At 29.3% G+C, this 25833-nt stretch carries 31 protein-coding genes; 29 read left to right on the top strand and 2 right to left on the bottom strand.

The window, feature by feature from the left end; translation table 11 throughout:
* The 21 genes from ON24_RS03480 to argH all read left to right on the top strand — a co-directional run.
* A partial coding sequence (locus tag ON24_RS03480; RefSeq protein ID WP_040681977.1) for a transglutaminase domain-containing protein occupies nt 1-856 on the top strand: 856 nt, incomplete at its 5' end.
* A gap of 404 nt (nt 857-1260) precedes the next feature.
* Nucleotides 1261-1986, top strand: a complete 726-nt coding sequence (locus tag ON24_RS03475) for a metal-dependent transcriptional regulator (protein WP_040681976.1) — start codon at nt 1261-1263, stop codon at nt 1984-1986.
* Nucleotides 1987-2220: 234 nt separating this feature from the next.
* On the top strand, nt 2221-2736 hold the full coding sequence (endA, locus tag ON24_RS03470; RefSeq protein WP_016358300.1) for a tRNA-intron lyase: 516 nt from the start codon (nt 2221-2223) through the stop codon (nt 2734-2736).
* A 43-nt stretch (nt 2737-2779) separates the two neighbouring features.
* Nucleotides 2780-3871: a tryptophan--tRNA ligase gene (locus tag ON24_RS03465; RefSeq protein WP_016358301.1), complete on the top strand. Its 1092-nt coding sequence runs from the start codon at nt 2780-2782 to the stop codon at nt 3869-3871.
* 30 nt (nt 3872-3901) lie between these two features.
* Nucleotides 3902-4621, top strand: a complete 720-nt coding sequence (locus ON24_RS03460) for a stage II sporulation protein M (RefSeq protein ID WP_016358302.1) — start codon at nt 3902-3904, stop codon at nt 4619-4621.
* Between the two features lie 276 nt (nt 4622-4897).
* Nucleotides 4898-6103 (top strand): threonine synthase, encoded by a 1206-nt coding sequence (thrC, locus tag ON24_RS03455; RefSeq protein WP_016358303.1) that lies wholly within the window; start codon nt 4898-4900, stop codon nt 6101-6103.
* 702 nt (nt 6104-6805) lie between these two features.
* A complete protein-coding gene (locus tag ON24_RS03450) occupies nt 6806-7009 on the top strand; it encodes a histone family protein (protein ID WP_016358304.1) in 204 nt (67 codons plus the stop codon).
* A 533-nt stretch (nt 7010-7542) separates the two neighbouring features.
* On the top strand, nt 7543-7914 hold the full coding sequence (rpl7ae, locus tag ON24_RS03445) for a 50S ribosomal protein L7Ae (protein WP_016358305.1): 372 nt from the start codon (nt 7543-7545) through the stop codon (nt 7912-7914).
* Nucleotides 7915-7965: 51 nt separating this feature from the next.
* Nucleotides 7966-8196 (top strand): 30S ribosomal protein S28e, encoded by a 231-nt coding sequence (locus ON24_RS03440; protein WP_040681975.1) that lies wholly within the window; start codon nt 7966-7968, stop codon nt 8194-8196.
* Complete coding sequence (locus ON24_RS03435; RefSeq protein ID WP_016358307.1) at nt 8193-8354, top strand: 50S ribosomal protein L24e; 162 nt, start codon at nt 8193-8195, stop codon at nt 8352-8354. Before ON24_RS03440 ends, ON24_RS03435 begins: the two co-directional genes overlap by 4 nt.
* The gene (gene ndk, locus ON24_RS03430) at nt 8351-8803 is read left to right on the top strand and encodes a nucleoside-diphosphate kinase (protein WP_016358308.1); all 453 of its coding nucleotides are present in this window, start codon (nt 8351-8353) and stop codon (nt 8801-8803) included. The genes ON24_RS03435 and ndk overlap by 4 nt, the downstream gene beginning before the upstream one ends.
* 100 nt (nt 8804-8903) lie before the next feature.
* A complete protein-coding gene (gene infB / locus ON24_RS03425; protein WP_016358309.1) occupies nt 8904-10691 on the top strand; it encodes a translation initiation factor IF-2 in 1788 nt (595 codons plus the stop codon).
* Nucleotides 10692-10786: 95 nt separating this feature from the next.
* Nucleotides 10787-11167 (top strand): 30S ribosomal protein S6e, encoded by a 381-nt coding sequence (locus ON24_RS03420; RefSeq protein WP_016358310.1) that lies wholly within the window; start codon nt 10787-10789, stop codon nt 11165-11167.
* A 61-nt stretch (nt 11168-11228) separates the two neighbouring features.
* Nucleotides 11229-12461 (top strand): translation initiation factor IF-2 subunit gamma, encoded by a 1233-nt coding sequence (locus ON24_RS03415; protein WP_016358311.1) that lies wholly within the window; start codon nt 11229-11231, stop codon nt 12459-12461.
* Between the two features lie 93 nt (nt 12462-12554).
* Nucleotides 12555-12941 carry a type II toxin-antitoxin system VapC family toxin gene (locus tag ON24_RS03410; RefSeq protein ID WP_040681974.1) on the top strand — a complete coding sequence of 129 codons (387 nt, stop codon included), beginning with the start codon at nt 12555-12557 and terminating at the stop codon, nt 12939-12941.
* Nucleotides 12942-13142: 201 nt separating this feature from the next.
* Nucleotides 13143-13700, top strand: coding sequence for a DNA-directed RNA polymerase (locus ON24_RS03405; RefSeq protein ID WP_016358313.1), 558 nt, complete (start codon nt 13143-13145; stop codon nt 13698-13700).
* Nucleotides 13697-13885 (top strand): transcription elongation factor subunit Spt4, encoded by a 189-nt coding sequence (spt4, locus tag ON24_RS03400; RefSeq protein ID WP_016358314.1) that lies wholly within the window; start codon nt 13697-13699, stop codon nt 13883-13885. The genes ON24_RS03405 and spt4 overlap by 4 nt, the downstream gene beginning before the upstream one ends.
* Before the next feature lie 115 nt (nt 13886-14000).
* Nucleotides 14001-14501, top strand: coding sequence for a GTP-dependent dephospho-CoA kinase family protein (locus tag ON24_RS03395; RefSeq protein ID WP_016358315.1), 501 nt, complete (start codon nt 14001-14003; stop codon nt 14499-14501).
* 65 nt (nt 14502-14566) lie between these two features.
* Nucleotides 14567-14878, top strand: a complete 312-nt coding sequence (locus tag ON24_RS03390; protein ID WP_016358316.1) for a 30S ribosomal protein S24e — start codon at nt 14567-14569, stop codon at nt 14876-14878.
* A 14-nt stretch (nt 14879-14892) separates the two neighbouring features.
* Nucleotides 14893-15048 carry a 30S ribosomal protein S27ae gene (locus ON24_RS03385; RefSeq protein WP_016358317.1) on the top strand — a complete coding sequence of 52 codons (156 nt, stop codon included), beginning with the start codon at nt 14893-14895 and terminating at the stop codon, nt 15046-15048.
* A 475-nt stretch (nt 15049-15523) separates the two neighbouring features.
* Nucleotides 15524-16933 (top strand): argininosuccinate lyase, encoded by a 1410-nt coding sequence (gene argH, locus ON24_RS03380; RefSeq protein WP_040681973.1) that lies wholly within the window; start codon nt 15524-15526, stop codon nt 16931-16933.
* 114 nt (nt 16934-17047) lie between these two features.
* Here argH and ON24_RS03375 read toward each other — a convergent pair whose 3' ends face one another.
* Both ON24_RS03375 and ON24_RS03370 read right to left on the bottom strand, forming a co-directional pair.
* Entirely contained in the window at nt 17048-17344 is a 297-nt protein-coding gene (locus tag ON24_RS03375) for a hypothetical protein (protein ID WP_040681972.1), read from the bottom strand.
* Between the two features lie 174 nt (nt 17345-17518).
* Nucleotides 17519-18586, bottom strand: a complete 1068-nt coding sequence (locus ON24_RS03370) for a 7-cyano-7-deazaguanine synthase (RefSeq protein ID WP_040681971.1) — start codon at nt 18584-18586, stop codon at nt 17519-17521.
* Between the two features lie 395 nt (nt 18587-18981).
* On the opposite strand from ON24_RS03370, the gene ON24_RS03365 reads away from it, so the two are divergent.
* From ON24_RS03365 to galE, 8 genes are all read left to right on the top strand, one after another.
* Nucleotides 18982-19599, top strand: a complete 618-nt coding sequence (locus ON24_RS03365) for an acyltransferase (protein WP_016358321.1) — start codon at nt 18982-18984, stop codon at nt 19597-19599.
* Between the two features lie 390 nt (nt 19600-19989).
* A complete protein-coding gene (locus ON24_RS03360) occupies nt 19990-20154 on the top strand; it encodes a DUF362 domain-containing protein (protein ID WP_016358322.1) in 165 nt (54 codons plus the stop codon).
* An 8-nt stretch (nt 20155-20162) separates the two neighbouring features.
* Nucleotides 20163-21362, top strand: a complete 1200-nt coding sequence (locus ON24_RS03355) for an NAD(P)/FAD-dependent oxidoreductase (RefSeq protein WP_040681970.1) — start codon at nt 20163-20165, stop codon at nt 21360-21362.
* A 203-nt stretch (nt 21363-21565) separates the two neighbouring features.
* On the top strand, nt 21566-21787 hold the full coding sequence (locus tag ON24_RS03350) for a hypothetical protein (protein WP_040681969.1): 222 nt from the start codon (nt 21566-21568) through the stop codon (nt 21785-21787).
* A gap of 61 nt (nt 21788-21848) precedes the next feature.
* The gene (gene acgM / locus ON24_RS03345; RefSeq protein ID WP_040681968.1) at nt 21849-22877 is read left to right on the top strand and encodes a radical SAM/SPASM domain protein, ACGX system; all 1029 of its coding nucleotides are present in this window, start codon (nt 21849-21851) and stop codon (nt 22875-22877) included.
* A gap of 47 nt (nt 22878-22924) precedes the next feature.
* Nucleotides 22925-23905, top strand: coding sequence for a zinc-binding dehydrogenase (locus ON24_RS03340; protein ID WP_040681967.1), 981 nt, complete (start codon nt 22925-22927; stop codon nt 23903-23905).
* Between the two features lie 7 nt (nt 23906-23912).
* The gene (locus ON24_RS03335; RefSeq protein ID WP_040681966.1) at nt 23913-24524 is read left to right on the top strand and encodes a pyridoxamine 5'-phosphate oxidase family protein; all 612 of its coding nucleotides are present in this window, start codon (nt 23913-23915) and stop codon (nt 24522-24524) included.
* 330 nt (nt 24525-24854) lie between these two features.
* Entirely contained in the window at nt 24855-25820 is a 966-nt protein-coding gene (gene galE, locus ON24_RS03330) for a UDP-glucose 4-epimerase GalE (RefSeq protein WP_040681965.1), read from the top strand.
* Nucleotides 25821-25833 lie beyond the last annotated feature (13 nt).

Below are 25833 nucleotides of genomic sequence, written 5' to 3'. Positions count from 1 at the left end.
ACAGGTTATTACTGCAGCTAATACTGTTAAATCATATTATGCAAGTAATAGTAAACTTCCATCAACAGTTAAGGTTGGATCTTATACCTGTACTATGAGTCAATTCTTATATTATGAGTCTTTGGCTATAGTTTATCTTTCACAAGGTAAGGGAACAAGTACAACATTGAATGTTCTTAATATTACTGTAAGTGAACCTGGAAATCCAACTGGTGATTCTATATCAAGTAGTAATTTAAACAAGGACGGTTATGTTGATTCTGCAAATAGAACTTATAAGTTCATTTTGAATTATGAACAAGGGCCTAACTATTCAACTACTACTGTTGGTAAAGTTCAATATGAAAACTTGATTGAGGCATTTAGCCGTGTATTAAGTTATTATGGTAGTAACAGTCAATTACCTAATTATGTTACAATCAATACTGCTTCAAGTAATACTGCTAATACTTCTTCAATTTCATCATTAGCTACTAGTATTACTTCCGGTTTAACCAGTGATTACGATAAAGCTAACGCTTTATTTAAATGGGTAAGAGATAATATTTTATATGATTATTATTCCAATTCCCAACAAGGTGCAGAAAAAACACTTAAAATTAAAAGTGGAAACTGTTGTGATCAATCCAATTTATATGTTGCTTTGTGTCGTTCAGTTGGCTTAACTGTTCGTTACGTACATGGATACTGTCATTTCTCTGATGGTTGGTATGGTCACGTTTGGACTGAAGTATATGTAAATGGTAAATGGTATAGTGCAGATTGTGTTTCAACTAGAAACACTTTCGGTGTAATTAATAATTGGAATACCGCTACTGCTACTATATACAATAGATATACTAATTTACCATTCTAGGGTAAAATTAAACAGATTAAAGAATTTATTTAAGAAAAGGTTTATTTTTTTCCTTTTCTTTGAGAGGTTTTAAAATTTTCCTCTCTTTATTTTTTTCTTTTTTTTTAAACTTTTTTCATCATTACGATTTTTTATTTATTTTGTTTTTTGTTATTTTCACTAGTTTTTTCTTAGATTTTTTTTCCATTGGAATATCATTTCTTGTTTCTTATTGTTTTAATCTTTTTTTAATTATTTTCAATTATAATTTATTAAAATTAAGTAAAGTATATAAAAGTAAAAAATACAATATGAATATGGAAAATTTTAAGTGGGAAAACATTTTAATAAGATTTTTAGTTAAACTAAAACTTTTTATATAAATTCATAATAAATTATTATTAACTTAATGTTGAGGTTAAGCAATGGCAAAAAAACCAATTAGTGAAAATATAGAGGAATATTTGGAAACTTTATATAGGCAATCCTGTTTAACAGATCAGGTTTCTACAAACACATTGGCTAAAGAGTTAGGCGTTGCACCTGGAAGTGTAACTCAAATGCTTAAAAAATTGGAGGGTTTGGGATATATTAATTATATTCCTTATAAAGGAGCTCGTTTAACTAAAGAGGGTAGTAAAATCGCTCAAAAAATTACTAGAAAACACAGAATTTTAGAGTTATTCCTTAGAAACGATTTAAAAATCAAACCTGAAAATGTTCACGAACAAGCATGTGAAATGGAACATTCATTATCTGATGAGGCGGAAAGAGCTTTATGTCAAAGGTTACACCAACCTGATGTATGTCCTGAGGGAAGTCTTATCCCTGCATGTGATTATGACTTTGAAAACTGTGAAGATTGTATGGATTATGATTTGGATATAGATAATAAACAGTTAAGAAAATATAATCTTCTTTCATTGACTCAGATTAGGGAAGGTAAAGGGGGCATTGTCTCATTTATTCGAGGTAATAACTATCACTCTGAAAAGCTTCGAAAACTCAATATTGATATAGGTACCTATATTGAAATTATTGAAAGGGATAAATCTAAGGATTTTTTAATAATTACTATAGATGGAAAGGAGAATCCCATTGAAAGAGATTTAGCAAACAATATATTTTTAAATACTAATGTAAATTTATAATTTAAATTTTTTTTAATTATTTTAATTATACCTATTTGCAATTTAAATTACATCTTTTTTTCATTAATCTTTTTAATAATATTTATTTGATTATTTGATAGTTATCTTCTTATTATAAGTTTTAATTATATATATGGTGAAATACAAAATATTAATTATATTTAAAGATTTTTATAGATATAGGCTTAAGGTTTAGATTACTAAATTAATTTTTTCTTTATTTAGGTGTTTTAAATGCGTGGAGATTTATATGATGAGATAGTGACTGTTCCAATAACTGAGACTTCAAGAAGACCTATAGCATTAAATGAAAAAAGTCACTTTGGAAAATTAACAGATAAGGCTTTAGAGTTATCTTTAATTGAGGCAGCATATTTGATGAAGAACAATCGTTTAGATATTTATAAAGATGATGTTAAATGTGAACCTTCCTATATTATTAACTTAATAAAAGAAAGAGATATTTATGGGAAATTCCTTGTTTATTCAGATTTAAAGAATAGGGGATATGTTATAAAAACAGGATTTAAATATGGTTCTGAATTTAGATTATATGAACGGGGTTTGGCTCCTGGTAAAGGTCATTCCAACTATCTTGTAAAAGTGGTATATGAAAAGTATGAGATAAATGCTCTTGATTTTGCAAGCTATGTTAGAGTGGCACATGGTGTAAATAAGAATCTTCTACTTGCTGTTGTAGATGATGATCTGGATATAACATATTATAACATAGAATGGACAAGACCATAATTACTTTTTATTTAACTTTTTTTTAAAGATTTTAGGTGATAGAATGCTCGACCCATGGACTGCAGATGCATTTGATTATGATAAACTAGTAAAACAATTTGGTATTAAAGATTTTGAAGACGAACTTAATAAAATTGACAATCCTCATAGATTAATGAGAAGGAAAGTTATATTCGGTCAAAGGGATTTTGATAAAATTACAAATCTCATTAACTCAAATAAACCATTTGCCGTTGTAAGTGGTATGATGCCATCTGGACAAATGCATATAGGTCATAAAATGGTTGTAGATCAACTTAAATGGTATCAGGATCATGGAGCAAAATTATCCTTACCTATTGCAGATATGGAAGCTTATGCTGCAAGGGGAATTAGTTTTGAGAAGGGTAAAGAATTGGCTGTTAATGAGTATCTTACAAATTATATAGCACTTGGTCTGGATTTAACTAAAGACGATGTTGATGTTTATCTTCAATCTCAAAATCAGGTATTAAAGGATTTATCTTTTAGAGCATCTCTTAAAACTAATTTCAGTGAAATGAAAGCTATCTATGGATTTACTAATTCAACTAATCTCGCCCATGTAAATTCACCTCTTATGCAGGTTGCAGATATTTTGATTCCTCAGGTAGAAGAGAATGGAGGCCCTATCAATACTGTTGTACCTGTTGGTATAGATCAGGATCCTCATTTAAGGCTTACAAGGGATATTGCAAATAAACTTCATGACGAGTTAGGATTTTTAGTACCTTCAAGTACCTATCACAGATTCTTAACAGGATTGACAGGTGCTAAGATGTCTTCAAGTAAACCTAAAACTGCAATATTTTTAAATGATGAGACTAAAGATGCGGTTAAAAAATTAAAATCTGCAAAAACCGGTGGTAGGGAATCCCTTCAGGAACAAAAAGAGAAAGGTGGACAACCTGATCAATGTGTTATTTTTGAAGTATTGTTATATCATCTAATGGATGATGATAAAGAACTTGAAAAGGTTAAAGAGGAATGTTTAAATGGTACACTTCTCTGTGGTGATTGTAAAAACAGAACCTGCCAATTACTTTCCGAGTTTATGGACGATTTACACATTAAACAAGAAGAGGCAAATGAGATTGCCCAAACGTTATTTGATTAAGTTTTCTTTAAAACTTTTATCTGTGGTAATATGAATTCTATTAAAGATAATATTAAAGGATTGTTTACATACATTAAAATGTCAATTACTGTAAATAGGAAGATGTTTTATATTGCTATTTTATTGTTTGTCATACCAACAGTTATGGCATATTTTATGGCCCCTTTCTTTAAATCTTCAGTGGAACCTGTAATAAGCACAATGAGAAAACAAATTACCTCTGGTCAAATTACATTAACCTATCTGTCAATATTCTCAAATAATTTCCATGTATTATTTAGGATGTATTGGGGTGGAATTGTAGCCGGTATACTTCCTGCAATATTGATGGTTTTTAACGGATTGATTATAGGTTACTTCTTGACACGGGGATCTTTCATGCAAATATTGTTGTTCATTCTCCCCCATGGAATATTTGAGATTCCGGGATTAATATTTGGTGGTGCTGCAGGATTTACCTTATTTAAGTTTATTTATTATCTTATTAAAGACATTTGGAAACCAGATTGGGATTTTATTTTAAATAAAACCACCCATAAAGATAAAAATGGTTTAGAATTCAGCAAAGGTCAGGATATTTCTTTAACTAATAGATTTATCATATCCTTTGATAAGAACAATGATATCCTAATACAATCATTTGTTATATTTTTGATAGGTGTTATTTTACTTATGATTGCAGCATATATAGAAGTGTATATTACAAAGGATCTTGCAAATTATTTAATACAGACTTACCATATTAAATAAATCCTGTCCTTGTATTATAAAGCATTTAAACTTTAAATATTATTTTCTTATATTAACTTTTATATTAGAAAAAAAGTTTTATATTATAAAACTTAAAATATATTTGTATTATTTTTTTAAGATTTATTTTAGATATAAATTCTTTATCAAATTTATTTTAAAAAATTTATAAACATTTTTTCAATAATTAAATTAGTATCTTAATTGTTATTATGTAATGAAAAATGAAGATTAAAATTATAAATCTTATTTAACTATTTATTCTTAAGTGATATTATGATTCGATGTATATCTTGTGGTGAAGAATTTGATGATAATGAAATCATATATACTTGTCCTAAATGTGGATCTATTTTGGAAGCAGTTCCTGATTTTGATGTAGATAAAAGTATATTTGATGGTCGTCGTCAAAATGTATGGAAATATAAAGAATGTATACCTGTTGATGAGACTAAAATTGTATCTTTAGATGAAGGTGGAACTCCATTTGTACACTGCGACAAAATTGGAGATGAGCTTGGCGTAGATCTATACGTTAAAGTGGAGGGCTCAAATCCTACCGGTAGTTTTAAAGATAGGGGTATGACAGTAGGTATGACTAAGGCTATGGAACTTGGTGTTCACACCGTAGGATGCGCTTCAACTGGAAACACTTCCGCTTCACTTGCCGCTTATGCCGCACGTGGAGGACTTAGATGTGTTGTATTCTTACCGTCAGGTAAAGTAGCTTTAGGTAAACTTGCACAGGCAATGTTCCATGGTGCTGAAGTATTTTCTATTAATGGTAATTTCGATCAAGCTCTTGAGGCTATGACAGAACTTGCTCTTGAGAAACACTTATACTTATTAAATTCAATTAATCCTTTCAGATTGGAAGGTCAAAAAACAATTGGATATGAAATTGTACATGATTTAGGTTGGCAATCTCCAGATAGAATAATTTTACCTGTAGGTAATGCTGGAAACATTTCCGCTATTTGGAAAGGTGTAAATGAATTCCATAATGCAGGGTTTATTGATGATTTACCAATGATGACTGGTATCCAAGCGGAAGGTGCAGCTCCTGTTGCAAACTCATTTAGAAAACATACTATGGATTTAAAACCTGTTGAAAATCCTGAAACTGTTGCAACAGCTATTCGTATAGGAAATCCCGTATCTTCACAGAAAGCGTTACATGCTATTTATGATTCCGACGGTTACTGTGAAACCGTATCTGATGATGAGATATTGGATGCTCAAAAATACCTAGCAAGAACTGAGGGTATTGGAGTAGAACCTGCATCTGCTGCATCTATTGCTGGTTTAAGAAAATTAGTAGATAATGGTGTTGTAGATAAAGGTGAACGTGTTGTATGTGTTGTAACTGGTCATGTATTAAAAGATCCGGATACTGCTATTAAAGCATGTGTAGAACCTACTCAGATTGATGCAGATGTTGATAAGTTAAGGGATATTATTGTAAATGGTAAGAAAGAATAGCTTCCCTATTCTTTTTATTTTTCTTATAGTTTTTAAAGAATTTTTAAATAGTTTCTATTAGAGTTTATTAACTGTTTTTTTTATTTTTCGTTTAGAAGATAATTTTTAGATATTTTTTTATTTTTCTTATATTTTTTTAAAGAATTTTTAAATAGTTTCTATTAGAGTTTATTAACTGTTTTTTTTTTATTCTTCTTAAAACAGTTTTTAGAGAATTATTTTTTCTATATTCTTTTTACTGTATATTTATTTAAGTGTTAAAATTTTTAATTTAAAATTTATGTTCTTGTTTTCCATATAAAAGTTGTATAAATTTGGTATATGTCTAATATTTTCTATTTATCTCTATTTTTCTTAAAATAATTTTAGTTAGGTATTTATATTTAATTAAATAGAATTATATGTAATATTTAAAAATAAGAATTATTTATTCAGTATTTTGATTTAAATAAAATTAATTGAACTTTTATTGAAAAATATAAAAGAATATTAGGAATTTAATTTTTTATAAATTTATTATTGCACTGAATTTTTAAAATTATCTTGGTATTGTAAACCATTTTCTAATTCATAACCCCTATATTATTTTAATTAAGAATAATAAATTTTAATGATATCTATTAAATTTTAAGATAATAATTACCAATATATTTATATATTAAAAAGAATAAACTATGTATTAACAAAAATTGAGGTGAAAATATGGAATTACCAATCGCTCCTATTGGAAGAATCTTAAAAAATGCTGGTGCTGACAGAGTCAGTGATGATGCTAAAATCGCTTTAGCTGAAGCTATTGAAGATTACGGTAATGAAATCGCAGCAAAAGCAGTTCAATTAGCTAAACATGCTGGTAGAAAAACTGTTAAAGTTGAAGATGTCAGATTAGCTGTAAAATCTTTCTAGATTCTCTTAGATGAATTAAGTAAAGAGTACCTTTACTTAATATTCTTTTTTAATTATATATTATTTTTTCAAAACTATTTTTTAAGTTAATTTATCCTATTTTCCAGAATTGATTTATTATAATAATTTTGAATGTATTCGGTTTTATAATAATTTTTATTATAGTTTTATAAACACCAATTGATTTTTACTTTTTTTAATAGAAAATACCAAACATTTATATGTTAGTATAACATATTTTATAATGTCTAGTTTTCTAGAATTTCATTAATTACTAAATTTTATAATAATAGTGCAAATGACTATACATTTATATAATAATATAAGTATTGAAAATATAATCCCACTGTTTTTTTTATTTTAAAAGGGATTTTATTTAGTGATATATGATATATTTAGAATAATTATAGACTTTAATTAAATCCTGTAATCTTTATAAAAGATTTGGGATAATGCAAGTCATTATATTCAGATTCTGTTTATAATATTTGCTGATCGATGGCGAAAGCCAGATGAAATAGGAGGTAAATAATATGGCAAAACCAATTTATGTAAAATTTGATACACCTGAAGAAATAGCTGATAAAGCTGAAGAAGCTTTAGAAACCGCAAAAAATACTGGAAAAGTAGCAAAAGGAACTAATGAAGTAACTAAATTTATTGAAAGAGGTAACGCAGAATTAGTCGTTATTGCAGAAGATGTAGATCCTGCTGAAATTGTAGCACATATTCCTGTTCTTGCAGAAGAAAAAGAAATTCCTTATGTTTACTTAGCAACTAAAGATAAAGTCGGTGGAGCTGCAGGTTTATCTGTCGGTACTGCTTCAGCTTGTATTGTAGAAGCTGGAGAAGCTGAAGAATTAGTAAAAGAAGTTGTTGAAAAAGTAGCAGAACTTAAAAACTAATTGTAAGCTCTGTAGAAAGCATAGTCTTTCATCTTAGTTGACGGTGATTATATGGAAGAAGGAACTCCTGCTGAAGTTATAGAAGTTCTTAAAAGAACTGGTATGACTGGAGAAGTAATGCAAGTAAAATGCAGAATCCTCGATGGTAGGGATAAAGGAAGAATTTTAACAAGAAACATCATGGGCCCTGTAAGAGAAGGTGATGTTTTAATGTTACTAGATACTATTAGAGAAGCTAAAGAAATTAGAACTCCATGGTATTATAAGAAGGTGTTTACATGAGAACTTGTTCATTCTGTGGTAAAGAAATAGTAGATGGTACAGGAAAAATGTATGTTAAAAAAGATGGATCTGTCTATTTCTTTTGTAGTAGTAAATGTGAAAAAAATATGATTAAACTTGGTAGAGTACCAAGAAAAGTTAAATGGGTTAAACAATGATTCAAAAAACTTATGTTATGTTAAAACCTGACGCAGTTGGCCGTCGTTTAATGGGTAAAATTTTATCTCGTTTTGAAGAAAAAGGTTTAAAAATCGTTGCTTTAAAATTAAGAATGATTTCCGAAGATTTAGCAAAAGAACATTATGGTGAACACAAGGATAAACCTTTCTTTGAAGGATTAATTGAATATATCACTTCAGGACCTGTACTTACTATGGTTATTGAAGGAGATGAAGCTATTAGTGTAATCAGAAAAATGGTTGGAGCAACCAATCCTCAAGAAGCTGATGTAGGAACTATTAGAGGAGATTTTGGTATGGATACTGGAAGAAACATAATCCATGCATCTGATGCACCTGAATCCGCTGAAAGAGAAATTAACCTTTTCTTCAATGAAGATGAAATTATTGATTATTCAATGTCTGACAACAGTTGGATTTATGAATAAATTTTCAATTCTTTTTAATTAAAGAATTTATAAGCAAATCTAAAAGAAATTTAAAATTAAATTTTTTTAAATATTTAAAAATTAAATATGTGGAGATAATATGAATATACGATCACCTATTGTTTCTGTATTAGGTCATGTAGATCATGGTAAAACAACATTACTTGATTATATTAGAGGTAGTACTATAGCTAGTAGAGAAGCCGGTGGTATTACTCAACATATAGGAGCTACTGAAATACCTATTGAAACTATTTCAGATATTTGTGGTCCACTTATTGATAAATTATCTATAGCAGATACTATTCCTGGACTTTTCTTTATTGATACTCCTGGACATGCAGCTTTCACATCTTTAAGAAAAAGAGGTGGAGCTTTAGCAGATTTAGCTATTTTAATTGTTGATATAAATGAGGGTTTTAAACCTCAAACATTAGAGGCTTTAAATATTTTAAAAATGTATAAAACTCCATTTATAGTTGCTGCAAATAAAGTCGATAAATTATTTGGCTGGGACTCAATTGAAAATGCTTCATTTACTGAGAGTTTTAAAAGTCAAGCTCCTAGTGTTCAACAAGACCTTGAAATGAAAGTTTATGAAGTTGTTGGTAGATTACATGAAGCTGGATTTCAATCAGAAAGGTTTGATCGTGTAAGTGATTTTGCATCTCAAATTGCAATTGTACCGATTAGTGCAAAAACTGGTGAAGGAGTAATTGAATTAATTACAATGTTACTTGGTCTTGCACAAAAATATTTAACATCTCAACTTGCTATCCATAAAGACGCTCCTGCAAAGGGTACTGTTCTTGAAGTTAAGGAGGAAGTTGGTTTAGGTACAACTATTGATGCTATTATTTATGATGGTGTTTTGAAAACAAATGATGAAATAGCATTAATGGTTCCAGGTGATGTAATAACAACAAAGATCAGGTCAATTTTAAAACCACGTCCTTTAAATGAAATAAGGGATTCAAAGAATAAATTTGAAAAAATTGATCAAGTAACTGCAGCAGCAGGTGTTAAGATTGCTGCTCCTCATTTGGATAATGTTATTTCTGGTTCACCTCTTCAAGTATTAAACGATAAAGAAGATGTTAAGGAGCAAATCCTTAAAGAAATTGATGATGTTACAATAGATACTGAAGACCGTGGAGTATTAGTTAAAGCAGATACTTTAGGTTCTCTTGAAGCTATTGTAAGTCTTTTAACTGATTTAAAGGTTCCGATCAGATCAGCTGATATTGGAGATGTATCTAAAAGAGATGTAATAAATGGTCAAATAGCATCTGAAGAAAATGACGAGGATGGAGTTATTTTTGCATTCAATGTAAGTGTACATCCTCAAGTCCGTGAAGATCTGGAAGAATCTGATGTTAAGTTATTTGAAGGTGAAGTAATCTATCAATTAACTGAGGATTATAGTATTTGGATTAAAGAGAAAAAAGAGGCTGAACGTAAGGCTTATCTTGATGCTATTATTAAACCCGGTAAAATATTCTCAATACCTAAATTGATTTTTAGACAAAGTAAACCTGCAATTTGTGGTATTGAGGTTTTAAGTGGTACAATAAAACCAGGTTATCCATTGATTAATGCTAATGGACATCCTGTAGGTAAAATTGCAAGTATGGAAGATAATGGTGAATCTTTACAATTTATTTCACGTGGTCAAAAGGTTGCAATGGCAATAGACAATGCAATCGCAGGTAAGGATTTTGAGGAAGGAGATGAACTGTATATTGATATTCCTGAGAATCATTATAAAGTCTTAAACCGTGAATTTAAAGATAAATTGTCCGAGGATGAATTACAAACTTTGGATGAGTTTGTAGAAATCAAAAGGCGTAATGACCCTGATTGGGGTAAATTAGGTTTGTTTGAATAATCATTATTATTTAATTGATTTTAGATTTGGTTAAAACATAACTAATAATCGTATTATATAGGAATTTTATAAAAAAACTAAAAGGAGGAATAGCTGTGGTATTTAAAGTAGTTGTTTCTGATAAAGATCAAACTTACCAAATTGAAACTGAAGAAACTATTTTCAATGGTAAAAAAATCGGTGACGATGTTGACGGTAGTGCTATTGGTTTAGATGGTTATAATTTAAAAATCACTGGTGGATCTGATAAGAACGGATTTGCTATGAGAAAAGATATTTCAGGACCTAGAAGAATCAAAACTTTAGTATCTGGTGGAGTAGGTTACAAACCTGAAAGAGCTGGAGAAAAAAGAAGAAAAACAATGAGAGGAAACACTATATCTGATGATATTGTTCAAATCAACACCATTGTTTTAAGTCGTGGTTCAAAATCTTTAAGTGATATCTTAGGATCTGATGAAGAAGATGAAGAATAGTTATACTATTCTTAATTTAAATTTTTTATGAATTTTATAATTTTTAAGTAAGGTGTAATCTGTGAAAGTACAGGCTGATGTAAATATAGGTTTAGTTGGACATGTAGATCATGGTAAAACTACACTCACAAAAGCTTTATCTGGAGTATGGACTGATACACACAGTGAAGAAACTAAAAGAGGTATCTCTATCCGTTTAGGTTATGCAGATATTGAATTTAGAAAATGTCCTGTTTGTGATGAACCTCAGTGTTATACTACAAAAGAAGTATGTGAACATTGTGGTAATAAAACTGATGTAATTAAGAAAATTTCATTTGTAGATGCTCCGGGACACGAGACTTTAATGGCTACAATGTTATCTGGTGCTGCAATAATGGATGGTGCAGTTTTAGTAATTGCTGCAAATGAACATTGTCCACAGCCACAAACTAAAGAGCATTTAATGGCTCTTGATGTAATTGGTGTAAAGGATGTTATTGTAGTTCAAAACAAAATAGATATTGTTTCTAAAGAAAGAGCTATTGAAAGTTATAAGGAAATTAAGGAGTTTGTAAAAGGTACCTGTGCCGAAGATGCCCCTATAATACCTGTATCTGCTCAACAAGGTGCAAATATTGATATTTTAATTGAAGCTATTGATAAAAATATTAAAACACCTAGAAGAAGTGTTAGAAAATCTCCATTAATGTATGTAGCTCGTTCATTTGATATTAATAAACCTGGTTCTTCACCTGATAAAATTAAAGGTGGAGTTATTGGTGGTACATTAGTACAAGGAACTCTCCATTTGGGAGATACAATTGAGGTAAGACCTGGTGTTGACGCTAGTTCTGATAAAGATAAAAATTCAAATTGGATTCCACTTAAATCAGAGATTATTGGTTTAGAGGCAGGAGGTCAACAAGTTGAAAAAGTTACCCCTGGTGGATTAGTAGGTGTCGCTACTAAACTTGATCCATCTCTTACTAAAGCCGATTCTTTAAGTGGTTCTGTTGCAGGTAAAGAAGATAAATTGCCTCCAGTTTTATTCAATTTTGAAATGGATGTAAACCTTTTAGAACGTGTTGTTGGTACTAAAGAAGAGAGAGAAGTTTCACCAATTAAACTTAAAGAACTTTTAATGATTAACTGTGGTACAACTACTACCATTGGTGTAGTAACTTCACTTAAAGGCGGATTAGTTGGTGTTAAATTGAAATTACCTATTTGTGCTGATAAAGATACAAGAGTAGCTTTAAGCCGTAGAGTCGGTGCTCGTTGGAGATTAATAGGTTTTGGTATTATAAAATAGATTATTTTATTAAATTTTTTAACAATATTTATTAAGAACTAATCGGTTTAATAAGTAATTTTTTCTTTTAATAGATTTTCTAGAAGGCATTAAATGGTAAATGAGGTTGTAATTGATACAAATTTTTTCATGGCTCCATTTCAATTTAATATTGATATAATTGAAGAGCTTAAAAAAGTTTTACCGTCTTATACATTAACCACTCCTAAATTTGTAGTAAGTGAGTTGGAAGGATTGAAGAACAATAAAAATAAAACTATTAGAACCGAAGCGTCTTTAGCTTTAAAAATAGCTCAATCTGATGATGTTGAAATAATGGATGTTTCAACAAAAAAAGGAGAAACAGTTGATGATGCACTTCTTAGAATCTCTGATTCCAGAATTCTTGCAACAAATGATGTTGAATTGAAGAATCGTGCAAAAGATAGATCTATTAAGGTTGCATATATCCGTCAAAAGAGATATATTCAAGTGGAATAGGTGACTATTAATTGTTTTAATAAGTATTTTTAATAAATTCAATTAAATTTATATTATTAATTGTTTCTAAAATTAATAAATTGAATTCTTAATATTTTAAATATCGTTAAAAATAAATAAGATATTAAATTATATATTTTATTAGAATTTTTTATTAACTTATAAATTATTTAATTTTTGATAAAAATATGAGGGATTATTTTGTATTATACGACTAAAATTGAGGATACCGTAAGGATAGCTCCTTATAAATTTAAATATCCTTTAAAAGATGTAGCAATTGATACTCTTAATGAAGCTTATATTGGTCAACTTGATAAAAAATTAGGTTTACTTGTTTGTGTTTATGAAATTGATGAAATTAGTGAAGGTCAATTAGTTATAGGTGATGGAGCTACTTATCATCATGTGACATTCTCCGCTATATTTTATAAACCTGAACAACAGGAAATTGTACTTGGTCAAGTTATAGAAATAGCTGAATTTGGAGCATTTGTTAGGATTGGACCTATGGATGGTTTAGTCCATGTTTCACAAGTAACCGATGATTATATTAACTATGATCCTAAGAATGTTGCACTTGTTGCAAGCGAATCCAGTAAAGTCCTTGGAGAGGATGATTTAGTTAGGGCTAGAATTGTTGCTTTAAGTCTCAAGTCTAAATCTGCAAGGGATAATAGAATTGGTCTTACAATGAGACAACCCGGTTTAGGTAAATTAGAATGGATAGAAGAGGATAAAAGGAAGAATAAAAAATGACTGAAAAAGCATGTCCAAAATGTAAAAGGATAACTCATAATGATATTTGTCCGGTATGTCCCGGTAAGGTAGCTACTTCAGACAATTGGAGTGGTCTTTTAATAGTTCTTAATCCAGATAATTCTAAAGTTGCTGAAGAATTAAATATTACATTACCTGGCGAGTATGCATTAAGGGTTAAATAGACTTTAAAATTTATTTTTTTATTATTCTAAAACTAACTTTATGATTAAGAAATTACTCATATAAAATTTAAAATATAAATAATTTATAAATAATATTTATTAGGTAAGGGTTAAATTGTTACAAATTACTACTAAATTAATTCAGGAATTAAAAGATCCTTTAGGGGAATTATATCCTAATTTTGAGGATGCATTGGAGGATATCAAAGCTTCTAAATTCTTAATTTCTGCTGGAGATTGTACTTTAAATAACCTTATTTCTCATAATATTTATCCCGATGTAGGGATAATTGATAATCGTATTCAAAGAAAGGATCACGATTCTATAATAAATTATACTGATAATATTTTAACAGCAGTAAATCCTGCTGGAACTATAACCGATGATCTATGGGAAACCATAGAGTTTGCTATAAAACAATCAATTGAAAATAATACCAGATATATTATTGATGTTGATGGGGAAGAAGATCTTGCAGTTCTTCCTATAATTGCATTAGCTCCAGAATATACTACTGTATTATATGGACAGCCTAATGAAGGTTTAGTTTTATTAAATGCTGGTGATTTAAAAGAGAAAGGTGAGAAATTTATCAGTGATTTTAATGAGATATAATCTCTTAAATCCATTTGCTCTAATGATAAATTAGCTAACCTTAAAATTAACTGTGAGGGTTAACTATGGAAATAGAAATTATTGAAGAAAAAGAAAATAAAATTTTTAACAGAAAAGAAATTAAATTTTATATTAATTATGAGGGAGAACCTACTCCTAAAATAATTGATGTTAAAAATAGATTAGTTGCTCAACTTGATTCACAAAAAGATTTAGTTGTTGTAGACACTATTGATCCATATTATGGTGAACCTAGAGCTTTAGGTTATGCAAAAGTATATGCTACAAAAGAAGATGTAGACTATATTGAAACCGAAAGTGTTTTACTTAAAAATACTGAACCTGCTGAAGAACCTGAAGAAGAGGAAGAAGAATAAGTGGAGGCTTTTTGATGAAAGTATCTAGTTTATATGAAGTAAAAGATGATAAATTAGAAAGAAAAAATCCAGTATGTCCTCGTTGTGGTGGAGGAGTCTTTATGGCTGACCACGGTGACAGATACGCATGTGGTAAATGCGGATATACTGAAATGAAAAACAAAGATTAAGTATTTTACTTAACCTTTTTTCTATTTTATTTACTTTTAGAGTTTTATTGTTTAATGCCTTTTAACTTCTTTTTTAGTTTTATTTTAAATTTATTTAGTTTTTAGTATTATTTTAATGTTTTATAAAATCCGTTCTCTTTTTTTATATTTATTCTTTAGTTATGTCTTTTTTTACTGATTAGTTTTTTTTTAAGGTTTATTGTTTATAATCTATTTTGATTTTCGATGGTACTTTCCTAATCTTATAATAATTTAGTTTTGTTTTAGAATTTGTTTAGATAGTTTAATAAATAGCTTAAATTCTTCTAGTAATTTTAAGTTTCAAATTCCTTCTATTTCTTTTAATGTTAATTAAAACTTTCTAGAATTATTGGTATAATCGAATTAATTAATTAATTATTTATATTTATTTTACAAATATTATATTATTATAATTAAGATTATTTTTTATCATTAAAATTATTAGGTGAGGCTTTTGATTTTACGTAGTGGAAGATTAGATAAAGAGATGACTGATGAGGCAGCTGAATTTACTTCATCACTTGAAGCTGATAAGGAAATTTTTTATGCAGATATTAAATGTAATTATGCACATACTTTAATGTTAAAAGAAGAGAAGATTATTGATGAGGATATTGCAGATAATATTCTTCATGCTCTTTTAAAACTTAAAGAGGAAGGTTATTCAGTATTAAACTTCGATCCGTCTGTTGAAGATATACATATGGCAATTGAAAATTATGTAACAGATATTGTTGGTCCAAATGCAGGATTTATGCATACGGCAAAATCAAGAAATGATCAGGTTGCAACTGATATAAGACTTGTAACCCGTGAAAAAATAAAGGATATTCAAAATGATATTCTTGATTTTATGGAGGAATTAGTGGATATGGCTTCAAACTATAAGGAATCTGTATTTATCGGTTTCACTCATCTTCAGCATGCACAGCCTATAACTATTGCTCATCATTTAATGGCTCATGTACAGGCTTTGAAGAGGGATTATGAAAGGTTATCAGATACTTATAAACGTGTAAATCTTAATCCTTTAGGTTCCGCGGCAATGACTACCACTAGTTTTCCGATAAATAGGGAACTTACAACAAAGTTGTTAGGTTTTGATGGATATCTTGAAAATTCCATGGACGGTGTTGCATCAAGGGACTTTGCAATAGAGGCAATATTTGACTTATCATCATTATGCACTAATCTTTCAAAGATATGTGAGGAACTAATACTTTGGAGTACCTATGAATTTGGAGTAATTCAAATGGATGATGCATACTGTTCCACATCATCAATCATGCCCCAGAAGAAGAATCCCGATGTTGCAGAGGTTGCAAGAAGTAAGGCCACACGTGTTAACGGAGAACTTGTAACGGTTTTAACAATGCTTAAGGCATTACCATATACCTATAATAGGGATCTCCAGGAAATCACACCTCATTTATGGTATAGTTTTGAACAATCTAAAGCTGTTTTAAGTATTGTATCTAAAATGCTTTTATCCGTTAAATTCAATGAGGATAGATGTTTGGAACTTGCAGGTAAGAACTTTGCTACTGCTACTGATTTGGCTGATATCATGGTAAGGGAGCGAAAGATACCATTTAGAACAGCTCATAAAATAGTTGGAAGGGTGGTAAACGAGGCAACTGCTCAAAAAATGGAGGCAACAGATGTTACAAGTGGATTTGTTGATGATATTGCAGAGGAGCTTGGTTTTGATAAATTAAATCTTCCTGAGAATCTTGTAAAGAATGCATTAAATCCCCTTGAAAATGTTAAAATGAGACAAGTTCCAGGTGGTCCTTCCCCTGAAATGGTTACCCTTGCAATGGACAACATTAAAAAGTTTATAAAAGAAGAAAGATCTAATTAATCTAATAGATTTTTTTATTTTTTTTTAATTTAATTGTTTTATTGAAATTTACATTCCTGTAATGTCAGGGTAACTTTGATTTTTAAAATAGCATCTAAAATATCGTTCTATGGTTTATATTCCAAGATCTTCTAATTTTTTATCGATTTCTTCATCAGTTAAATCATCCTCTTCATTGTCTTCCTCATCTTTCTCGTGATTTAACATTTTAAGACGATTGAGTTCCGCCTCCTTCATGATTTCCTCTTTATTTTCTCTCCAATTATTTACTATTTCCCTTTCTAAATCGTCATCCACCTCAATAACCGGTCCAGTATAGTCACAGTTATAGCAAATCCATCTTGACCAGACCTGTGGAATAATCCATTTTACTTTACGTGAACCACATCTGGGGCATATTTTCTTTTTCATAAAAATCGAAACTGTTTTTTATTAAGCCTTATAGGGGAATCGAACCCCTATTATTCGTTTACGAGACGAAGGTTTTACCATTAAAACTAATAAGGCACACTTAGTATAACTTTTATTGGATTTAATATTTAATAATATGTGATTAATATTAAAAAAATGGATGGGGTATTTATTTTATTTGATCTTATAAAAACTCCATATAAGGTCTAATGCCTCTCCGACTTCAAGGGCACCTGAGCGTGTTTCCCTAAGTATTCTTTGAATGGAATACTTTCTCATGTGGGGGTATTTTCTGTGAACCTCATATAGAAGTGGACAGCCAAATCCTTTAATTTCTTTAAAGTCATAGTCCTTCATTAATTTCTTGCCCTCTATTTTACCACAGGATAATGATGCAGGTAAGTTTAATCGTTTAATATTATGATTATTATATAGGTTATCTGTGATGCATTGGCTACCGGTAGATAACATGTCACCAAATATTACTATTGGAATATTGTTTTCTATGGCATAATCGAATATTGTAGACTCGATTTGTTTGGAGCATCTTCCACAGGGGTGGATTCTTCCGGAAAGACATTCCTTAATCAATTCGGAGTAATCAATATCAATATATCTATGTTGGATACCTGTTTGATTGCAGATATTGTCAATGTTGTTTCTAAATTGTTTTGGAAGTACAATAGTGCCTGGATTGACACTTATTGCAATGGGGTTGAATCCTAAATATTGTGCTAAAACTAGTGAGAAACTACTATCCACACCACCGGATAATGCAACAACGGCTTTATGGGTAGTATTGTCAACATTATCCAAATTATCTCTAAAATTTTCATTGAGATATTTTTCAAGGTTAAAATAACTTAAGTTTTCTAGTTTATACTGAATCGTTTTTTTAAGATTTTCAATTGGAATATATAAACCATCTTCCTTGTTTAATGTATTTTGAAAGCTCCTAACTTTATCGAGTGATAGTTTTAATCTATATTCCTTTTGCATAAAATCTGTATAGCTTTCTACATGGATACTGTTAATGTCTAGATCTTCTTTCAGTCTTCCTACAATCCATCCCCCTTTGCCGATTATTGCAGATTTATCAGGCCTATCCATTCCAATAATCCATAATTCATTAAGGCCCTCATCATAATGGATCTCTTTAATATTTATATCTGCCTCTTTATGGTCGATTTCTTTAAATATTCTGTTAATATTTTCAAGAATAATGTCCTCTGTTATTTTCATTTTACACCATTTTATCTAATTTCTTATAAGTGTTTTTATTAAATTTACTATATTTAGTTTTGATTCAATTAATTAATAAATCTTGTTTTATAACTTTTCCTATTGTTCTGTTTAAATATAAATTATTTTTAAAAACTTAATTTAATTCTTTTATAAGATAAACAAGTAATTGATTTTTATATTTATTAGTAAATAATCCTATTCTATCTTTTTATTCTATTTTGAAAACTATTTAATTAGTTATTATAAAAATTATAAGTTATAAGTTTTTTAAAAAAACTAAACTTTATATATAGGTGAATTATATAATATTATTTAATAGAAATATATTATTTTTTTAAAATATATAGGATACTGATGAATGTAATAATTTTAATAAATATTGGTCGATAAAAATGGCAAAATTCTTAGGAATATTAGGAGATAATGAGGAAGAACCTACAGATCGTTATAATCCTAGATTCATTGAGGATAACATTAAGATAGGAGTCAACTATAAAAGATTTTCAAAATCACCTGTAATAGGTAGAAATCCTTTTATAAGATCAAATTCTGTTATCTATAATGATGTAGTTATTGGTGATGATTTTAGAACAGGTCACAATGTCTTAATCAGAGAAAATACTACAATTGGCGATGATGTTCTTGTTGGAACAAATACAGTTATTGAAGGAAACTGTGTTTTGGGAAATAATATAAGTATACAGTCTAATGTATATATTCCATCAAATAGTATAATAGAAGATAATGTGTTTATTGGTCCATGTACTTGTTTTACTAATGATAGATATCCAGTTAGAGTGGATTATGAATTGAAAGGACCCCAAATAAGAAGAGGGGCTTCTATAGGGGGAAACTCAACATTCTTATCTAATCTAGAGATAGGGGAAGGAGCTATAGTTGCTGCAGGAGCGGTTGTAACCAGAAGTGTTCCTCCATATTATTTAGCTATAGGTACACCTGCTAAAATCAAACCATTACCAGCCTCACTTAGGGTTCCAAACATGATTTAGTTTAAAAACTTTTTTTTAATTAGTTTTTCACTTTTTTTTATTTATTTAGATTTTTAGTTTAACATTTTTTTAATTAGTTTTTCACTTTTTTTGTTTTATTTAATTAGTTTTAATATACTCATGTTTTTTAGATCCTGATTCACATTTTTTTGTCTATTTTACTTTTTTTATATTATTTCAATTTGATTGAATCTATTTTATAACCTTTATATTTTGGATATTTTTTTAATTTTGTTTATATTGGTTTATTTTTATTTTTTTTCAAATTATCATTCTTTAAATCCATATTTACTAAACATTTAAATAATATAAAAATGATAATTTAATTTTAATATTATACTTATTCTTAATTAATTTTTAATTACTATAATTTTATTAAGGAGAATCATTATGATTGTTAAAGATTGGTGTGTTTACTGTGGTGAATGTGCAGGTGTATGTCCTAGAAATTTAATCACAGTCAGAGAGACAAATTTGGAATTTAAAACTGATGAATGTAAGGAATGTAGTACATGTGTTGATGCATGTCCAATTAATGCTTTAGAACAAGAATAGGTGATAAAATGATTGAAACTGATGTATTGGTAGTTGGAGCAGGTCCTGCTGGTTCTACAGCAGCTAAACATGCAGCATTAGGTGGGGCTAAAGTAATTTTAATGGATAAAAAATCTGAAATTGGAGCACCAAAAAGATGTGCTGAAGGGGTTTCAAAAAAAGGTCTTAAAAAATTGGGTGTTGAACCTAATCCTAGATTTGTTGCTAAGGAATTAGATGGTGTAAGACTCGTATCACCAGATGATACTAGTGTATGGATGACTTCCGAAGAGATTGAACTTCCTGAAGCAGGTTATATATTGGAAAGAAAGGTCTTTGATAAATTTATGGCTATGGATGCTGCAAGGGCTGGAGCAGAAATTAAGATTAAAACATTGGCAAAAGGAGTTACTAAAACCGATGATGGTTATATTGTAAGCTGTGAACAATATGGTAAGGATATTGATATCAAAGCTAAAATTATCATTGCAGCAGATGGACCGGAATCTCATATAGGAAGATGGGCAGGATTAAAAACCGCTCAAAAAGCAGTAAACATGGAATCTGGAGTTCAATATGAAATGTGTAATCTTCACTTTGAAAGACCTGGAGTAATTGAATTTTATTTCGGATCCTGTGCTCCTGGAGGATATGTCTGGGTTTTCCCTAAAGGTGACGATATAGCAAATGTAGGTCTTGCAATACTTGCACCTCATGCAGATAAAGTTAACCCAGGTAAAACTGCAAAGGAATATTTGGATGATTGGATAGCAACCAGCCCAATTACAAAAGATGCTCAAGCTGTTGAGTTAAATGTAGGTGGAGATCCTGTTGGTGGAATGCCTAAAAAAATCTATGCTGACAATATAATGGTCTGTGGAGATGCGGCAGGTCAAGTAAATCCTTTAACCGGTGGAGGAATTATCAGTGGTATGACCGGTGGTATGTATGCTGGTCAGGTAGCTGCCGAGGCTATTAAAGAAGGGGATTGTTCTGCTAAATTCCTTAAAAAATATGATAAATTAGTTAGGGATGATATTGGAGATGAAATCAAGAAATATGCTGTTGTTCAAGATTATATGCTTGGTTTAAAAGATGAGGATCTTGATAAGATAGCACATGAATTTGTGGATGTTGATTTCTCAAAAGTTTCTACAACCCAACTTGTAAAAGCTTTAATCAAGGTATCACCTTCAGCTGCTTTAAAATTAGGTAAATACTTCTTATAGATTTTTTTTTACCTTTTTATTTTTTTTATTATTGTTCAATTATTTTTTATTTTATTCTGTTATTGTATATTTTTTTAATGTTTATGTTCTATTTTTATCTATTTTTCCTTATTGTTACTTTAAAGTTACTTATTAATTTAAATATCTTTAAATTAAATTATAATTAAAGTTTATTACTTAATATTGTATGGAGAAATGCTAAAATGTTTAAAATGAATTCATGGACAAAAAAAGATAATTATTACAATCCTAAAAACTTCAAAAAATTTATGAATGCTTCAAATATCAATGCTGTATCTACTGCTTGTGGTTCTGAAGTTGATACTGCTTGTGGTTCTGAGGTTTTTGCTGCTTGTGGTAGTGAAGTTGATACTGCTTGTGGTTCTGAGGTTTTTGCTGCTTGTGGTAGTGAAGTAAACTTATAAATTTTATTGTTAATTAATTTTTAACAACTTTTTTTTCTATTTTTTTAAGTGGTGTTATTTAGTGAAAGAATTTTTTGCTTTTCAATGGCATATAACTGATTATTGTGATCAAAGATGCAAACATTGTTATATCTTTAATAATGAACATGTAACTGATTTAAAAACTGTAAGTTATGAGGATGCAGAAAAAATTTTTCTTAATTGCCTAGATATGTGTAATGTGATTAATAGAAATCCATTCTTCTTTCTAACTGGTGGTGACCCTTTATTACATCCTGATTTTTTTAAAATAATTGATTTATTTAAAAAAAACCATATTAAATTCGGTATTCTTGGAAATCCATTTCATTTAGATCAAGATTTATGTAATGGATTACATGAAGCAGGTTGTATTGCTTATCAATTATCTTTGGATGGTCTTGAAAAGACTCATGATTACTTTAGGATGCCAGGTTCTTATCAGAATACTTTAGAAAGTATAAAATATTTAAAAAACAGTGGTATCAAAGTAAATATCATGTCTACCGTATCCAAGATTAATATGAATGAGATTCCAGAATTAATTGATGTTGCGGTTGCAAACAATGTTGACACTTTTAGTTTTGCAAGATATTGTCCTGAAGAGTTTGACGAGGAAAGTCATATAACACCTTTAGAGTATAAAGAATTCTTATCAAAATGTTGGGATAAGTTTAATGAATATAAAGATTCTGAAACTAACTTTAATTTAAAAGATCATCTTTGGACTTTGTTTTTATATGAAAAGGGATTATTTAAGATTCCTAAAGATTTAGATGACGATGTAATCTATGATGGTTGCAATTGTGGAAATTCACATATAACGATACTTCCAAATGGGGATGTATGCGCTTGTAGACGTATGGAAAGTTGTATTGGTAATATCTTTGATGAAAATATAGTTTCATTATTTACAAGTCGTAAAATGGATGAATATCGTCAGTACGAAAGCTTTGAAAAATGTAGTAGATGTGAATTATTAAGATTCTGTAGGGGATGTCCTGCTGTAAGTTATGGATATACTGGAAATATGTATAGTCCTGATCCTCAATGTTGGAAAATAATTGAATAATTCTCATGTTTTATTTAAATTTAAATTAAATATTCTGTGGATAAGATATGAAAGCTGTTGTTTTAGAAGATGTATGCAATTTAGAAGATTTAAAAGTAAGTAATATTCCAATTCCCAAAATCAAGGACGGCTGGGTTTTAGTTAAAGTTTTAGGTTTTGGAATAAATAGGTCTGAATTAATTCTCTGTGAATCAGAAGCTAGGGAAAACTATATTAATTTACCGGTTGTACCTGGAATTGAATGCTATGGTAAGGTTGTAGATGAATCCAATAGTAGATTTCAAGTAGATGATCATGTTGTAGGATTGATGGGTGGTATGGGTCGTAGTTTTGATGGTAGTTATGAGGAATATGTGTTAATACCTGAGAAAAACCTATTTAAAATACCTAAAAATCTTGTTGAAAAATTATCTGCTGAAGAAATCGCAGCTATTCCTGAAACATTTTTCACGGCTTATGGTTCTCTTTTTGATTGCTTAAACATTAAAGAAGATGATTCCCTATTAATTAGAGGGGCTACTAGTACTGTTGGAATTGCAGCTATTCAGCTTGCAAATAAATTAGGAGTAACAGTAATAGCTACAACAAGAACCAGTAAAAGAATAGAATCACTTAAAGAATTCGGTGCAGATTATGTTTTTATAGATGATAATGATTTATCAAAAAATATTTTATCCCAATTTCCGGAAGGTGTGGACAAGATTTTAGAGCTTGTAGGTCCTTTAACAATGAAAGACTCATTTAAGGTTTTAAAAAATCAAGGAATCTTATGTGTAACCGGTATACTTGGTGGGTTAGAATATATTGGCCAATTTGATCCAATTAAAGATATTCCAAACAATAAATATTTATGTTCATTCTTTAGTAATTATCCTTCACAGGAGATTATAACTGATATTTATGATTTCATTTTAGAAAATAATATTAGACCAGTTATTTCAGATGTGTTTTCTTTAGATGAGATAAATAAAGCACTTGTAATTAGTAAAAAAAATAATAAATTGGGAAAAATTGTAATTAAGGTTTAGTGATAATATGGCAAGTAAAGATGATTGTTTTAAATTATTAAGGGAAGTTATAGATGCTACAATTTCAACTATAGATGGTGATGGTAATCCTCAATCTAGAGTAATTGATATTATGCATACTGATGAAGAGACAGCATATTTTTTAACTGGAAGGGGAAAAAGATTCTACAGACAACTTGAAAATAATAATCATGTTGCAATTGTAGGTTTATTAAATAATGTTTCAGTTAGAATTATTGGGGAAGTTGAAAAGCTTGAAAATCAGAAAGAATGGATAGATTTAATGTTTGATGAGAACAAATATTTAAACAATGTTTATCCTGGTGATTCAAGATATATTCTAGAACCTTTTAAAGTTGTGAAAGGTGAAATGGAATATTTTAATCTAACTACTAAACCAATTACAAGGGAACAGTTTACAATAAATAGTGATGAGGTTAAGTATTTTAAACAAGGTTATAGAATTAAGGATACCTGTATAGCTTGTGGAATCTGTGCCAATGTTTGTCCTCAGCAGTCAATTATTCCAGGTTTACCTTATGAAATACAGCCAAACCATTGTCTTGATTGTGGTACCTGTTATGAAAATTGTCCTAACGGCAATATTGAAAAACTGTAAATATTTAAATATTTCCATATCATTTTTTTCTAATTTTCCAAATATTTTATTAACTATCTTCTATTTTCTATTAGCTATTTGATTGATATCCATTTTTTTTTAGTTAAACTGTCAAATAAGAAATATTTCATTTTTTTTTAGATTCATATAATTGATTTAATATTGAAATCCGATTTTCTTTTCAGATTCGAATAATTAATTTATTATTATAAATAATTTTTTTATTTTAAGTTTTCAAACTTTAAACAATTAATTTAATAAATATTAAATTATAAACTAGTCTAATAATAGAAATTCAACTTTTATAGTTTAATAATTTAATGTGATATAATGATTTTAATAACTGGCGGAGCTGGATATATTGGCTCTCATGTAAATAAAGCTTTAAATAAAGCAGGATATGAAACTGTAGTTCTAGATAATTTAATAAAAGGATTTGAGGATTTTGTTAAATGGGGAGTTTTTGTTGAAGGAGATTATGGTGACGAGGAACTCCTAAATAGAATCTTTAAGGAATATGACATAGAAGCTGTAATGCATTTTGGTGCATATATCTCAGTTGCAGAATCTGTGGAATGTCCTAAGGCATATCTTGAAAATAATTATGAGAAAACCTTAACTTTAATTAAGGCTATGAAGAATAATGGTGTTAAGAATCTTATATTCTCATCTACCGCTGCTGTCTATGGTTCACCTGTAGAAATACCAATCAAGGAAACTCATCAATTAAAACCTATTAACCCATATGGAAAATCTAAATTGCTTGTTGAGGAATATTTAAAATCCCAGGATGATATTAATTATGTAATATTCAGATATTTTAATGCCTCAGGAGATGATCCCGACTGTGAAATTGGAGAGTTACATGAACCAGAAACTCATTTAATACCTCTTATTCTTGATGCGGCATTAGGTAGACGTGATAGCATTTCCGTCTTTGGTGATGATTATGACACTGAGGATGGTAGCTGTGTACGTGATTATATACATGTAAACGATATTGCAAATGCACATATTGAAGGCCTCAGATACCTTGAAAATGGTGGAGAGAATAATGTATTTAATATAGGCAATGGCAGAGGTTTTTCTGTTAAAGAGGTAATTTCCGTTGTTAAGAAAGTCACAGGTAAAGATTTCCCAGTTAATATTGAATGCCGTCGTCCAGGAGATCCGGGAACACTTGTTGCCGATTCAAATAAGATTCATGAGGTTCTAGGTTGGACTCCAGAATATGATACCCTTGAATCCATTATTGAAACAGCTTGGATGTGGCATCAAAAACTTAATGAGAACTAATATTTTTCAATGA

The organism is Methanobrevibacter boviskoreani JH1, assembly GCF_000320505.1.
Lineage (GTDB): Archaea > Methanobacteriota > Methanobacteria > Methanobacteriales > Methanobacteriaceae > Methanarmilla > Methanarmilla boviskoreani.
The sequence above is the reverse complement of the archived record's forward strand: the minus strand, read 5'-3'. Positions and strand labels throughout refer to the sequence as shown.